Source organism: Novosphingobium sp., assembly GCF_036803765.1.
In the GTDB taxonomy this organism is placed as follows: Bacteria; Pseudomonadota; Alphaproteobacteria; order Sphingomonadales; family Sphingomonadaceae; genus Novosphingobium.
On the sequence record NZ_DAIRTS010000004.1, the window covers coordinates 15,949 to 29,237 of the forward strand.

The 13,289-nt window shown below is 67.6% G+C and carries 13 protein-coding genes; 6 read left to right on the top strand and 7 right to left on the bottom strand.

Annotated elements, in window-relative coordinates:
- The first annotated feature begins 61 nt into the window (after window positions 1-61).
- Entirely contained in the window at window positions 62-1,138 is a 1,077-nt protein-coding gene (gene rhaT / locus V7Q48_RS03520; protein ID WP_333836306.1) for an L-rhamnose/proton symporter RhaT, read from the top strand.
- 105 nt (window positions 1,139-1,243) lie between these two features.
- Window positions 1,244-2,023, top strand: coding sequence for a DeoR/GlpR family DNA-binding transcription regulator (locus tag V7Q48_RS03525; RefSeq protein WP_333836307.1), 780 nt, complete (start codon window positions 1,244-1,246; stop codon window positions 2,021-2,023).
- Between the two features lie 19 nt (window positions 2,024-2,042).
- Here V7Q48_RS03525 and V7Q48_RS03530 read toward each other — a convergent pair whose 3' ends face one another.
- Genes V7Q48_RS03530 through hisD form a run of 6 tightly spaced genes read right to left on the bottom strand, consistent with a single transcriptional unit; the run spans window position 2,043 to window position 8,142 of the window.
- Window positions 2,043-3,089, bottom strand: coding sequence for an aromatic ring-hydroxylating dioxygenase subunit alpha (locus V7Q48_RS03530; RefSeq protein ID WP_333836308.1), 1,047 nt, complete (start codon window positions 3,087-3,089; stop codon window positions 2,043-2,045).
- 56 nt (window positions 3,090-3,145) lie between these two features.
- Window positions 3,146-3,793 carry a TetR/AcrR family transcriptional regulator C-terminal domain-containing protein gene (locus V7Q48_RS03535; RefSeq protein WP_333836309.1) on the bottom strand — a complete coding sequence of 216 codons (648 nt, stop codon included), beginning with the start codon at window positions 3,791-3,793 and terminating at the stop codon, window positions 3,146-3,148.
- 48 nt (window positions 3,794-3,841) lie between these two features.
- A complete protein-coding gene (locus V7Q48_RS03540) occupies window positions 3,842-4,864 on the bottom strand; it encodes an aromatic ring-hydroxylating dioxygenase subunit alpha (protein WP_333836310.1) in 1,023 nt (340 codons plus the stop codon).
- Window positions 4,864-6,015, bottom strand: coding sequence for an alpha/beta hydrolase family protein (locus tag V7Q48_RS03545; RefSeq protein ID WP_333836311.1), 1,152 nt, complete (start codon window positions 6,013-6,015; stop codon window positions 4,864-4,866). The genes V7Q48_RS03540 and V7Q48_RS03545 overlap by 1 nt, the downstream gene beginning before the upstream one ends.
- 22 nt (window positions 6,016-6,037) lie before the next feature.
- Window positions 6,038-6,808 carry an SDR family NAD(P)-dependent oxidoreductase gene (locus V7Q48_RS03550; protein WP_333836510.1) on the bottom strand — a complete coding sequence of 257 codons (771 nt, stop codon included), beginning with the start codon at window positions 6,806-6,808 and terminating at the stop codon, window positions 6,038-6,040.
- A 2-nt stretch (window positions 6,809-6,810) separates the two neighbouring features.
- Window positions 6,811-8,142, bottom strand: coding sequence for a histidinol dehydrogenase (gene hisD, locus V7Q48_RS03555; protein WP_333836312.1), 1,332 nt, complete (start codon window positions 8,140-8,142; stop codon window positions 6,811-6,813).
- Between the two features lie 156 nt (window positions 8,143-8,298).
- Here hisD and V7Q48_RS03560 point away from each other — a divergent pair, with 156 nt between their 5' ends.
- From V7Q48_RS03560 to V7Q48_RS03575, 4 genes are all read left to right on the top strand, one after another.
- Window positions 8,299-9,243 (top strand): fumarylacetoacetate hydrolase family protein, encoded by a 945-nt coding sequence (locus V7Q48_RS03560; RefSeq protein WP_333836313.1) that lies wholly within the window; start codon window positions 8,299-8,301, stop codon window positions 9,241-9,243.
- A gap of 54 nt (window positions 9,244-9,297) precedes the next feature.
- Window positions 9,298-9,801, top strand: a complete 504-nt coding sequence (locus V7Q48_RS03565; RefSeq protein WP_333836314.1) for a cupin domain-containing protein — start codon at window positions 9,298-9,300, stop codon at window positions 9,799-9,801.
- A gap of 3 nt (window positions 9,802-9,804) precedes the next feature.
- Window positions 9,805-10,569 (top strand): SDR family NAD(P)-dependent oxidoreductase, encoded by a 765-nt coding sequence (locus V7Q48_RS03570; protein WP_333836315.1) that lies wholly within the window; start codon window positions 9,805-9,807, stop codon window positions 10,567-10,569.
- Between the two features lie 127 nt (window positions 10,570-10,696).
- Window positions 10,697-12,121 (top strand): MFS transporter, encoded by a 1,425-nt coding sequence (locus V7Q48_RS03575; protein WP_333836316.1) that lies wholly within the window; start codon window positions 10,697-10,699, stop codon window positions 12,119-12,121.
- 12 nt (window positions 12,122-12,133) lie between these two features.
- Here the strand turns inward: V7Q48_RS03575 and V7Q48_RS03580 are convergent, their stop codons facing one another.
- Window positions 12,134-13,273, bottom strand: a complete 1,140-nt coding sequence (locus V7Q48_RS03580) for an FAD-dependent monooxygenase (protein ID WP_333836317.1) — start codon at window positions 13,271-13,273, stop codon at window positions 12,134-12,136.
- Between the last annotated feature and the right edge of the window lie 16 nt (window positions 13,274-13,289).

Here is a 13,289-nt window from a genome sequence, read left to right on the forward strand (position 1 = left end):
CCGCACGGGCCGACAACAACACCAACAACAACAACGACAACGAGAACCGGAGAGACCGACCATGACCCCCAACCCCGCGCTCGGCGTGCTGTTTCACTGGATCGGCGGATTTTCCTCCGCCAGCTTCTACGTGCCCTACAAGCGCATCCGGCTGTGGTCGTGGGAAGTGTTCTGGCTGGCGGGCGGGCTGTTCAGCTGGCTGCTGGCGCCTTGGCTGTTCGCCTCGCTGCGCACCGAGAACCTGCTCGGCGTGCTGTCGGCCGCGCCGCGCACCACCTTGCTGTGGTGCTGGTTCTGGGGCGCGATGTGGGGTTTCGGCGGGCTGACCTTCGGGCTGACCATGCGCTATCTCGGGCTTTCGCTGGGCATGGCGGTGGCGCTCGGCCTGACCACCGCGATCGGCACGCTCGGGCCGCCGATCTTTCACGGCACCATCGGCGAGATCGCGCGCTCCACCAGCGGCCAGTTAACGCTGCTGGGCATCGTGGTGACGCTGGTCGGCATCGTCGTCGTGGCGCGGGCGGGATCGGCCAAGGCGCGAGAGGTGCCCTCGGGCGAAGCGGTCGCTGAGTTCGACTTGCGCAAGGGCCTCGCCATCGCGGCGTTCTCGGGCGTGATGTCGGGCTGCTTTGCCTGGGGTCTGGATGCCGGGCAGCCGATCCGCGACCTGACACTCGCCGCCGGGACCGACCCGCTATCGCAGGGGCTACCGGTGCTGTGCGTGGTCCTGCTGGGCGGATTGACCACCAATGCTGTGTGGTGCGCCTGGCTCATCGTGCGCAACCGCAGCTTCGGGCAGTTCTTCGGCGCGGCAGCCGCATCCGGCGCGGGCGGCACGGATGGCCCGGTGCGGGTGCCGCTGCTCGCCAACTGGCTGCTGGCGGCGCTCGGCGGCACGCTGTGGTACGGGCAGTTCTTCTTCTACACCATGGGCGAGAGCCAGATGGGCCGCTACGGCTTTTCGAGCTGGACGCTGCACATGGCCAGCATCATCCTGTTCTCGACGCTCTGGGGCTTTGCCCTGCGCGAATGGCTGGGCACCTCGGCGCGCACGCGGCGGCTGGTGTGGGGCGGGATCGGCCTGCTCATCGGTGCCACGGTGATCATCGGTGGCGGCAACATGCTCGCCGCAGCGTGAGGGACCTTGCATCTGTGATGGTATTTGGGCGAAAGTGAGCGCATGGGGCGGCACCGGATGCCGCATCCCTGCGCCGCTTCGGGCCATCGAGGAATTGCCGGATCCATGCATGCCACCGAACGCGAAAGACTGATCCTCGAGGCGCTAGGGCCCACCGGCTTCGTCTCCTACCGCGACCTCGAAAGCCGGCTCGATGCCTCGCCCGCCACAATCCGCCGCGACCTGACGCGGATGGAGAGCGAGGGCCTGCTAGCGCGCGTGCACGGCGGGGCCAAGCTGGCCGAGGCCGGCGAGACCCCCGCGGCCGGCGCGGGTCTCGCGGGCACGCCGTTCGACCAGTCGATCACGCTCAACCTCGCCGCCAAGCAGGCGATCGGGCGTGCCGCGGCAGCGTTGTGCGAGCCGGGCGAGGGGATCATGGTCGACGGCGGATCGACCACGCTGCAGATGTGCCCCTACCTCGACGGCCTCGACCTGCAGGTGCTCACCAACTCGCTGCACATCGTCAATGCCCTGCTGCCCCAGGCGGGGACGCGGCTGCTGCTGCCGTCGGGCAGCGTGTTCCGCGAACAGAACATCATTCTGGCCCCCGCCGGCGAGGATTCCATGCCGCGCTTCCATGCGCCCAAGCTGTTCATGGGGGCCGCTGCGGTCGGCCCGCGCGGGGTCATGCAGCAGGACGTGATCCTCGTCGCGGCCGAGCGCCGCCTCGTCGACCGGGCCGAGCAGGTGATCCTGCTGGTCGATTCCAGCAAGTTCACCTCGACCTCGGGCGCGATCGTCTGCGGGCTGGACGAAGTCGACGTGCTCGTCACCGACGCGGGCATCGCCCCGGCCCACGCCGACATGGTGCGCGCCGCCGGGGTCCGGCTGATCGTCGCCTGAGCAGGCGCGGCGCCCGCGGTCAGGCGGCCGGGGCGGGTGTCCGATCCGCCGCAGCCTCGCGGGCGAGCATGGCCTCCAGCATCCGGCGGGCGCGGGTGCCGCCCTGGTCGATGCCGAGCGAGAGCGGCTTTTCCTGCCAGAAGTCCTTGCCGCGGACATTGCCGTAGGCCGCCTCGATCATCGGCTTGTCCTCGCCGTCGAAAGCTTCCCCGAACAGCTGGAGCAGCATCGCATCGACGGCGGGATTGTCGAGGTCGTTGGTGCGGGTGGACGACCAGAAGTAATGCGTGGTGTGCTCGTCCGCCGGGGTGAGGATGTGGGCCTGCGGGACCTCGAACCCGGCCTCGCGCGGGGCGCCGTGCGGGGTCACGCCGACGTGCAGCCGCATCGAGGCGGGCGCGTTCCAGCGCATGTCGAGCCAGTGGTCGACCCGCGCCTCGGGCGGGAACGCGCCCTGCGCCACCGAGGGGGGCGGGATGTCGGGCATCCACCAGTTCGAATGCAGCGTCTCGCCCTCCACCCGAATGGCGTGCTGCCCCGCGAAGATCACGCCCTGGCCGGCGAACGTGCCCTTGTGCACGAATTCGATATGCGACAGGTCGAGCAGGTTGTCAGTGCCATAGGCATAGTTCGCGTGCATCAGCGTATAGCCGCGTACGGTCTTGCTGGCCGGTGTGTCGGCCAGGAATGCGAAGTCGGGGATCGTGGCGGGGTCGGCGTGCGCCGCATCGCCGCCCCACAGCCACACGATGCCGTCGCGCTCCACGGTGGCGAAATGCGGGATGTCTGATCCGGGGGGAATGCGCGGCCCGAACGGGTTGCGCACGCACCGGCCCTCGGCCGAGAACGCGAGGCCGTGATAGCCGCAGACCACCACGTCGCCATCGCGCGTGCCGCGTGACAAGGGCGCGAAGCGGTGAGGGCAGCGGTCGAGCAGCGCGGCCACGCTGCCATCCTGCTTGCGGAACAGGTAGATCGGCTTGTCGATGATGCGGCGGGCCAGTCCCTCGGCGCCCACCTCGCTTGCCCAACCCGCCATGTACCAGGCATTACGCGGCCATTTCATCCCGTCTCTCCCGTTATGTGTACCGACGGTACATATACCGTTCGGAGCAAGAGCGATCAAGGCCGTGTGACGGGGGCGAGGCCGGGAAGAACGAGGGCGAGCGTGGCGCTGATGCGCGCGTCGATGGCCGTGTCGGACACGACCGGGGAAAGGCCGATCAGCCGCTGCTCGTAAAGCCCGGCGCGAATGGCGTGGAGCAATTGGTCGGCGACGTCGGTGCAATCGAGCCCGGCCCGCACGTCATGCGGCTGGCGCGCGGACAGCAGGTCGGCGACGGCACGCACGATCTGGCGATGCCCCTGGTCGTAGAAGGTGCGGGCGCCGCCGGGATTGCTCGAGGCCGCGCTGATCACCGCGCGATAGAGCGCCAGCGATCCGGCGCCGAGGTAGAAGTGCAGCACGCCGCGCAGCGCCCGGTGCAGTGCTTCGGGCAAGGGCAGGGCGCGGGCCTGGTCGGTATCGAGCGCCAGAGCGGCGATCGTGTCGTGCGCCTCGGCCGCAATGGCCGCAGCGATCAGGCCATCACGGTCGCCGAAATACTTGGCCAGCGTCGCCTTCGACCCGCCCGATGCCTTGACCACCTCGTTCACGCTGAAGCGATCGACGCCCACCGTGCGGATCTGGTCGCGGGCGTGGACGACCATGGCATCGCAACGGGCCTGCGCGGCGATCCGCTTGGCCGAGAGGGCAGGGCGGGTGGACATGCGCGGTGCTTGCCCGCCTCGCGAACCGGCGGCAAGCCGAAACGCGCTTCAGCCGGCGGGCGTTTCGGCCGCGATCCTTGCCTCGAGCAGGCGCCGCGCGCGGGTCGAGGCCCCGTCGATCCTGAGCAGCACGGGTTGCAGGTCCCAGAACTCCGCCTCGCCGATCCGCTGCTGCTGCTTCTCGAGCATCGGCTTGTCCTCCTGCGTGAAGGCCTGCGCCAGCGCGACCTTGAGGAAGGCGGTGAAGCCTTCGTCATCGATGCGGAAGCGACGGGTGGCGCAATAGAAGTAATGCGTCGTCGTCGCAGTCTCGGGGACCATGTTGTGGAGGGTATAGCCCTCGTCCTCGGCGCGGCGCGGCGTGCCCGCGACCATGGCGGCGACCCCCAGCGTCATGACCGCGGGCGCCTGCCAGACCACCTCGGTCCAGATGTCTGCGCGTTCTGCACCGTGCAGCGTGGCGCGAAAGGCGGGGGGCGGGACGCAGTCCTCGGCCAGCCAGTCGACGATCACCCGCTCGCCGTCCTGGCGATGGGTGCTCTTCGCGGTCGTGTTGATCCCACCCAGCGTATCGGGGTGGAGAAAATCGGCATGGCTGAGATCGAGGATGTTGTCGGCCAGCAGCTGGTAATTGGCGGCGGTGGGCATGTAGCCGGTGATGCGCGCCAGAGGCGGAGTTTCGTCGATGTAGGACAGGTCGGGGACCAGCGAGGCGTCGGCCAGATCGGCCTCGCCCAGCCAGACCCAGATCGCCAAGTGCCGCTCGATCACGGGGAAGGCCCGCACCGCCAGCGCGCCGAGGATCGGGCCGTGCGGATTGTGCACGCAGCGCCCGTCGGCACCGAACGCCAGGCCGTGATAGCCGCAGGTGATCCGGTCCGGCCCGACCTTGCCGGCGGACAGCGGGACGAAACGGTGGGGGCAACGGTCCAGCAGCGCGGTGGCCGTACCCTCGGCGGTGCGGAAGAAGACCAGCGGCACCTCGCAGATCGTGCGCGCGAGGTTGCCCTGCGGCGGCAGGTCCCCGGACCAGCCGGCCTGGTACCAGGTGTTCTGCAGGTAGCGCCCCATCACCCCATCTCCGCAAAGGTCTGTGCGCACCAGTCGGCGATATAGTCGCGCATCCCGGTGCCGTTGTCCGCCCCGCAGTGTTCGACCTCGAAATCGGCCTTTGTAAAGATGCGCAGCGTCCGCTTGGCGCTGTTCACCGCCTGGTCGTAGCTCATCTGGGCGTTGTAGGCGGGGATCTGCCGGTCGTTCGCGCCGTGCGTGACGAGGAAGGGCGCGCGAATCTTCTCGACCTGCCCGTCCAGCGAGATGGCGTCGGCGTAGTCGAGGAAGGCCTCGCGATCGTCGATGCCGAACACCCACATTACGTGGTCCCAGTAGTGCGGCACGGGGTTCTCGCCCTCGTTCGCCACGCGCTCGCGCTGGCGTTGCCCCCAGACGTGGTTCGCGCCCATGACCGCACAGAGCGCATAGCGCGGGTCGTTCGCGGCGATCCGCGGCGCATGATAGCCGCCGAACGACAGGCCGAAGATGCCGATGCGATCATGGATCACGTCGCTGCGCGTCAGCAGGTAATCCAAGGCGGGGCTGCCCCACCGCTCGGCATCGTAGACCGCCGGCAGGCCGCGCTTGCGGATCGCCTCGCCGGTCCCGGGCTGGTCGACGAACAGGGTGTTCATGCCCCGCTCGAGATTGACCGCAGCATGCCCCGCCATGGCGACCTGCTCCTTCATCGAGTCGAGCCCGTTGACCGAGACCAGCGTCGGCCGGGGCGTGCCCGATCCGTCATGGTAGAACAATGCGGGATAGCTCGTGCCTTCGTAGGGGATCTCGACCTTCTCGACATGCTGTCCGCGCAGCGCCGCACCCTTGTGATAAAGGGCGAGGCCCTTGTCATAGGCGGCCCAGCGCGGCGCATGGTCGCGGCTCTGCAGGCGCTCGGCACCCAGATAGTAACCCGATGCGCGCAGGTACTTGCTGCCGGCGGACAGCAGATAGCCCGCCGCCTCGTCGGCCTCGGCATTGCGCGTGACCTGGTCGGCCACCGCGATCCAGCTGTCGAACAGCTGGGCCGAGCCGGCATCGGCTCCGGCTTTGGCCGCCTCGCGCACGGGACGGCAGGCTTCGTCCAGCTCGCCATGATTGCCCCCGGCGATCAGCGCCAGGTTGATCCCCAGGTTCCAGATGTAGTTTCCCGGAAACGGCTCGAACATCGATGAAAATCCTTGTGAAGTGTCAATCTGCGGTCCAGCCGCCGTCCACCACCAGACTGGTGCCGGTCATCAGGGCTCCCGCATCGCCCGCCAGCAGCAGCACCGCTCCCATCAGGTCTTGCACGGTACCCAGCCGCCCGAGCTTGATCTTGGCGAGGACACTCGCTCGAAAGTTCGCATCCGCGAAGAAGGGCTGCGTCATTGGCGTCTCGATGAAGGTTGGTGCGATGACGTTGCTGCGTATGCCGTGCGGTGCGAGATCGAGGGCGAAGGCCTTGTTCATGCCCTCCAGTGCCCACTTGCTGGCACAATAGAGGCTGCGGCTCCGGCCGCCGACCTGGCCCATTTGGCTGCCCACGTGGATCAGGCTTCCTGGGATGCCCTCGTTGATCATGGCCTTCGCGCATGCCTGCGCTACGAAAAACGCGGCCTTCACGTTGAGGTCCATGACCGCGTCATAGTCCGCCTCCGTCACGTCCCACATCGGCATCGGCCGATTGGTGCCGGCATTGTTGATCAGTACGTGAAACGAAGGGTGGCCGGCGAAAAAACGCTCCACCGCGGCGCGGTCCGAAACGTCGAGCACTGCCGGTTCCGCCACGCCGCCGGCATCGCGGATCGCCTGCGCCGCAATTCCGATTTCGGTCGCGCTGCGGGCGACCAGCGTAACAATGGCGCCCGCTTCGGCCAATGCAGCCGCCATGGCAAGGCCGATGCCGCGTCCAGCGCCGGTGACCAGCGCGCGCCGCCCGTCGAGCCGGAATGAGGGTGTGCGGGGCAGGGCCTGCAGCATGGTCACGCGCGGGTAAGCTCGCTGGGTGAAGCTTGCCCGGCATAGGGCACGTTGCGCCGGCCATAGCGCCGCACGCGGATATTGGCCTGCTCGCCATGGCCGGCAAAGCCTTCAAGCGCGCAGAGACGACTGCAGTATTCACCCACCAGCGCCGACGCCTCGTCGGTCAGAACTTTCTGATAGGTGCAGGTTTTGAGGAACTTGCCGACCCAAAGACCGCCGGTATAGCGCGCCGCCTTGCGTGTCGGCAGCGTGTGGTTGGTGCCGATCACCTTGTCGCCGAACGAGACATTGGTGCGCGGGCCGAGGAACAGCGCACCATAGTTGGACATGTGGTCGAGGAAGTAGTCTGGGTCGGCGGTCATGACCTGGACATGCTCGCTCGCGATCTCGTCTGCGATGCGGACCATCTCCTCCGCACTCTCCGCGACGATCACTTCGCCGAAGGCCTCCCACGCCTTGCGGGCATGGTCGGCGGTGGGCAGGATCCGCAAGAGCCGTTCGATCTCGGCAATGGTCTCACGCGCCAGCTTCTCGGAGTTGGTCAGCAGCACGCCGGGGCTGTCGGGGCCATGCTCGACTTGGCCGAGGATGTCGGTCGCGGCCAGTTCGGCATCGCAGCCCACCTCGTCGGCGATGATGAGCGTTTCGGTCGGGCCAGCGAACAGGTCAATACCGACGCGGCCGAACAACTGGCGCTTGGCCTCGGCGACGTAGGCGTTTCCCGGCCCGACGAGGATGTCGACCGGGTCGATGCTTTGCGTGCCCAGCGCCATGGCGCCAATCGCTTGGATACCGCCCAGCGCATAGATCGCGTCGGCCCCGGCGAGGGCCTGCGCGGCGACGATATGCCGCGCCGCCTTGCCCTGAAATGGCGGCGCGCAGGTGACCACCCGCTTCACGCCGGCCACCTTGGCGGTTATCACGCTCATATGGGCCGAGGCGAGCAGCGGGTACTTGCCGCCCGGCACGTAACAGCCGGCGGCATTGATCGGCACATTGCGATGGCCAAGCACGACGCCAGGCATGGTCTCCACCTCGACGTCCTGCATCGAGGCGCGCTGCACGCGGGCGAAGTTGCGCACCTGGTCCTGCGCGAACTCGATGTCCTTGCGCTCCTGCGGCGTAAGGCTATCCACTGCGGCGTCGATCTCAGCCTGGCTCAGCCTGTAGTCGTCGCGATCCCAGTTGTCGAAGCGGATGCTCATGTCGCGCACGGCGGCATCACCGCGAGTCTCGATATCGGCAAGGGCCGCCTCGACCGTCTGGCGTACCTGTCGATCGGCCTCCGCCTTGGCTGACGCTGTAGCGCCGCGCTTGAGATACATGGCCATGAAGCTCTCCCGTCAGTCTGGAGGCGCCTTGCTGCCAGCCGGCCCGGGGGCGGACCATCAGATAGTTTGGATGCGAAGCTATCGATGAGATGCCTTTGTGCGCAGGGGGGCTAGGACCTAGTCCGGCCGCTGGAAAAACCCGGAGAGACGAATACGATGCGCCTTGCAACTTTGCGCGATGGAACGCCCGACGGACGGCTGGTGGTCGTGGCTCCCGATGGCACGTCTTTCGCTTCGGCTCCCGTGCCGACCCTGCAAGCCGCGTTGGAAGCATGGGAGGATATCGCAAGCCGGCTTGCCGCGATCACCAGCTTCCCCGAGCCGCTCGATCCGGCCGAGGTGCTCGCGCCGCTGCCGCGTGCCTGGCAATGGCTGGACGGATCAGCGTTCCCCTCGCACGGGGAACTCATGGACGCGGTTCTGGGGGTCACACCGGTCAAGACCGGTCTACCGCTGATGTACCAAGGCACTTCGGACCGGTTCTACCCACCTATCAGCGAGGTGAAGTTCCCCGATGAGGCGCTCGGCATCGATTTCGAGGGGGAGTTCGGCGTCATCGTCGATGCCGTACCCATGGGTGTCACCGCTGCCGAGGCGCTGCGGCACATCCGGCTGGTGGTGCAGATCAACGACTGGTCCCTGCGCGCGTTGGCAGGCCCGGAAATGAAGACCGGGTTCGGCTGGGTTCAGGCCAAGCCACCGTGCGGCATGGCATCTTTCGCTGTCACGCCCGACCATCTGGGCGACGCATGGCGTGATGGACGGGTCTGCCTTAATCTGCTCGTCGACTGGAACGGTGCGCGCTTCGGTGCGGCGAACGGTGCGGCGATGGGCCATGGTTTTCACGAGCTCGTCGCACACGCGGCACGCACGCGCGATCTCGTGGCGGGCACGATTATCGGCTCGGGTACGGTCTCCAACGCGAACTTCCGCACAGTCGGTTCTTCTTGCATAGCCGAACGGCGGGGGATCGAAGTGCTCGACCTCGGCACCGCACAGACCGAATTCATGCGCTTTGGGGATCGCGTGCGCATGGAGGCGGTCGATTCCGCAGGCCACGCACCGTTCGGCGTACTCGACCAGACCGTCGTGCGTGCTTGAGTTCCTCCTCGACCTCATACTCCGCTATCACTCGTCCACCACAGGAACCCTGCCATGACCATGTCCGATTCCGGCCTTCCCCCCGTCCAGCGCGTCGTCACGGGGCATGACGCCAATGGCCGCGCCATGTTCAAGTCGGAAGACGTGACGCCGACGCGGATGATCCCCTCGGGCGATGCCGCGTTCCTGCTGATGTGGACCACCGCGACCGTGCCGGCCGACAACAACGACGAGACCGACGGGCGCCATCGTCCCGCCGGGCTGACCCTCGAGGGCGGTTCGGTGATCCGCGTGGTCGACATGCTGCCGGGCAAGGAAAGCCCGATGCACCGCACCAACTCGATCGACTACGGCATCGTCCTCGACGGCGAAATCGAACTCGAACTCGAGGACGGTGCCAAGCGGACGATCGGGCAGGGCGGGATCATCGTGCAGCGCGGGACGAATCATCTGTGGCGCAATACGACCGACAAGCCCTGCCGCATCGCTTTCATCCTGATCGAGGCGCCGGCCTATCTCCACGATGGCCAGCCGCTCGCCGAACACAAGCCGGACTGACGGATGTTCGACCTCACCGGCAAGGGGGCGATCGTCACCGGCTCGACCCGCGGGATCGGCCTCGCCATCGCGCAGGCGTTGATTGCGCAAGGCGCGCGCGTGGTGATCTCCAGCGAGAGCGAGGCGGACACCGCGCGCGTGGCGGCCCGGCTGGGCATGCCGGGCTATGCCTGCGACGTGACCGACGATGATGCGCAGGCCGCGCTGGTGGACTTTGCGCTGGCCAGCCTCGGCCGGCTCGACATCCTGGTGTGCAATGCGGGGATCACCGGGCAAGCCGGGCGCTTCGCCGACATCGACATGGACGACTATGCCCGCGTCATGGCGATCAACCTGCGCAGCCAGGTCGTGCTCTGCAACCTGGCGCTGCCGCATCTGGCGGCGGCGGGCGTCGGAGGGGGCGGGGGCGGCGCGGCCGTGCTGGTCGCCAGCCTCGCTGGCTTGCGCGGCAATGGGCGGATCAACGCCTATGCCCTCGCCAAGGCCGGCGTCGCCCAGCTCGCACGCAATCTCGCGGTCGAGTGGGGACCGCAGGGTGTGCGCGTCAACGCCGTGTCACCGGGCTTCATCGCCACCGACCTGTCGCGCCCGCTGCTCGACGATCCGGCGTTCATGGCCCGCCGCATGGCGATGACCCCGCTGCGCCGGCCCGGCACGCCCGCCGAGGTCGGCGGCGCAGTCGCCTTCCTGGCAAGCCCGGCCGCAGGCTTCGTGACCGGCCACAACCTGCTGGTCGATGGCGGCACGCTCGTCACCGACGGCAGTTGACGGGCCTCCCCAGGCGGTTGCGATGCCATCGACGCTGAAATTGGCGTCGGTGATGTAGGCGGGCTTGTTAAAGCAGACGAACGTGGCGGCCCAGGCGATGGCCGCCGGGGAGCTTTCTGTCACGGGCATGATCGTCGCCCTCTCACGGTGCGCAGGCGCGTCGTTTACCGATCCAGGCTGGCAGCCGGCGCCTTCGCCGGGGATTTCGCTTTTTCAATGCCAAGCGATCGACCGCATGGCCGCTATCGACGGCACCGATCGCTTATTACGCGCGCTATCAATTGGACGCTTGGGAGCTTGGCCCGGATGGTCGCGGAACAACAACCCGGGAAAGCGCATGACCATGGAGAGAGAACTGCAAGCCGGCGTGATGACGGGCATTTCACTGCTGCTGCCCATAACCCTGGCGACCATGGCTGTCGTGCTGCTGGCACCGGTGCTGCCCCGCCTCATGGTCGAGTACGCGCAGGTACCGGGGCACGACTATCTCGTGCCGATGGTGCTGACGCTGCCCGCACTGTGCGTTGCGCTGCTGTGCCCGCTGGCGGGCCTACTGGGTGATCGATTCGGACGCCGACGGCTGCTGCTGTTCGCTTTCCTGCTCTATGCTGCCGTCGGCATGGCGCCGCTGGTCCTGATCGATCTTCGGGCGATACTCGTCTCGCGCGTCGGGGTCGGTATCGCCGAAGCGCTGATCTACGTGCTGTCGACCACCATGATCAGCGATCATTTTACCGGCGCGGCGCGCGATCGCTGGCTTGCCTGGCAGACGGCGTTCGCCTCGCAGTCTGCGCTTCTGTTCTTCGCTCTAGGCGGGCTGCTGGGCGGCTTTGGCTGGCGTGTGCCGTTCTGGGTCTATGGCTCTGCGCTGGTGATGTTTGTGCTGGTGTGGCGTTACACCAGCGAACATCCGGCGAATGTGTCCGGTCAGCAGCCTGACCAAGCCCCTCAGCCGATGACCGCCCCGACCAAAGTCCGCTTCGCTTTCATCGTCGCGATCACCGTGGTTGCCGCCGTGCTGTTCTACACCGTGCAGATCCAAGGGTCGGTCGGCCTCACGCATCTGGGGCTCACCAGCCCGGCGCGTATAGGGGTACTGACCGCGCTAGCCAGCCTTGGCGTCCCCTTGGGTACGCTGGTCTATGCGCGCGTGGCGGGGCAGGGACCGGCGCGCCTGCTTTGCGCTGAGTTTGCCATGCTTGCGGTAGGCTTCTTGCTGATGGGGTACAGCCGCGGCGTGTCGATGTTCCTGGCGGGCAGCTTTATCAACCAGTTGGGCGGGGGGATGTTGTTGCCGACGCTGCTGGTTTGGGCAATCAATCTGTTGCCCTACCAGGTGAGGGCCCGCGGCACGGGATTGTGGCAGTCCTCGTTCGCACTCGGCCAATGGCTCAGCACGCTGGCGGTGACGACCCTGTCCCTGCGGTTCGGCGGGTTGATGGCCACCTTCGCGCTGCTCGGCTATGTCGCGTTGGCCTGTATGGGGATCGCGGCAGTGGCATTGCTGCTCTTCCGCCGCCGCCGCCCAGACGGTGCCTTCGCCGCCTGCTGACGGCCCCCGCGATCAGAACGGGTCGTTCAGGCGGTGCAGTGCGTCCTGCAGCATCGCCGCGTGGACATTGGGATCGCCATTGGCAAGCTGGAGCCGGCCGACGGCGACGCTGGTCTCGATCACGTCGCGGCAGCGGTTGTAGCGCCGCTCCTGATAGGCGCGCAGTCCCTCGTGCACGTCTGCGGTGCGGGCCAGTTCCTCGGCCAGCACAATCCCGCTTTCCACGGCCATTCCCGCGCCCGAGGCCAGATGCGGCGTCGTCGCGTGGACGGCATCGCCCACCAGCACGATCCGCCCCGCGAACCAGTCGCGGGGCTGCAGCACGGCGGCCAGCGGGCGATAGTTGATCCAGTCGTCGCGGGTCATCGTGTCGCGGATCCACCCGGCATTGCCGCCGAAATCCCGCAGCAGCTCCTGCAGCGCGGCGAAGAGCTCGTCCTCGTCCATGTGCCGCTCCCGCTCGACGTGTGGTGTCAGCATCCACAGGTAGACCTTGTCCGGCGCGCAGGCGGTGATCCCCGCCGGGTTGGCATGGCCGAGGAAAAATTCGCCGGCATCGAGCCCCGGCGGCTTGGCGATCGAGATGCGCCAGCAGCCCTGGCCGGTCGGCTGCGCCGGGCCCATGTGGGGAAACGCGAGGGCGCGCACGCGCGATGCGATGCTGTCCGCGCCGACGACGAGGTCGTAGCGCCCCGCGGTGCCATCGGAGAACTGCACGTCGACGCCGTCGTCCCGGTTTTCCAGCGCGGTGACGGTCAGCCCGAGCCGGACTGGCACGGCAAGCTCGGCGACGCGCCGCTGCATGATGTGATGCAGCACGGGGCGCATGATGCCTCCAGTTGCGGGCAGGCCTTCCTCGATCGCGGGTTCCTCGAGGTCGAGGATATGCGTGCCGTCGTAGCGGAACACCCGCGTGCGGCTGGTGATCGCGCCCTGCTGCTTGATCGCCTCGAGCAGGCCGAGCTGGCGATAGGCGCGCAGCGTGGGCCCGGTGATGGTGATCCCGGCGCCATAGACGCGCCATTCGGGATCGAGGTCGATCAAGTCGACCCTTACCCCGCGCTCGGCAAGGCTTATCGCCGTTGCCATGCCGCCGATGCCGCCGCCGACGACGAGCGCGGTGGCGATGCTGCTGATTGTCTCCCCGATCATGCGCCAAGACCTAGCG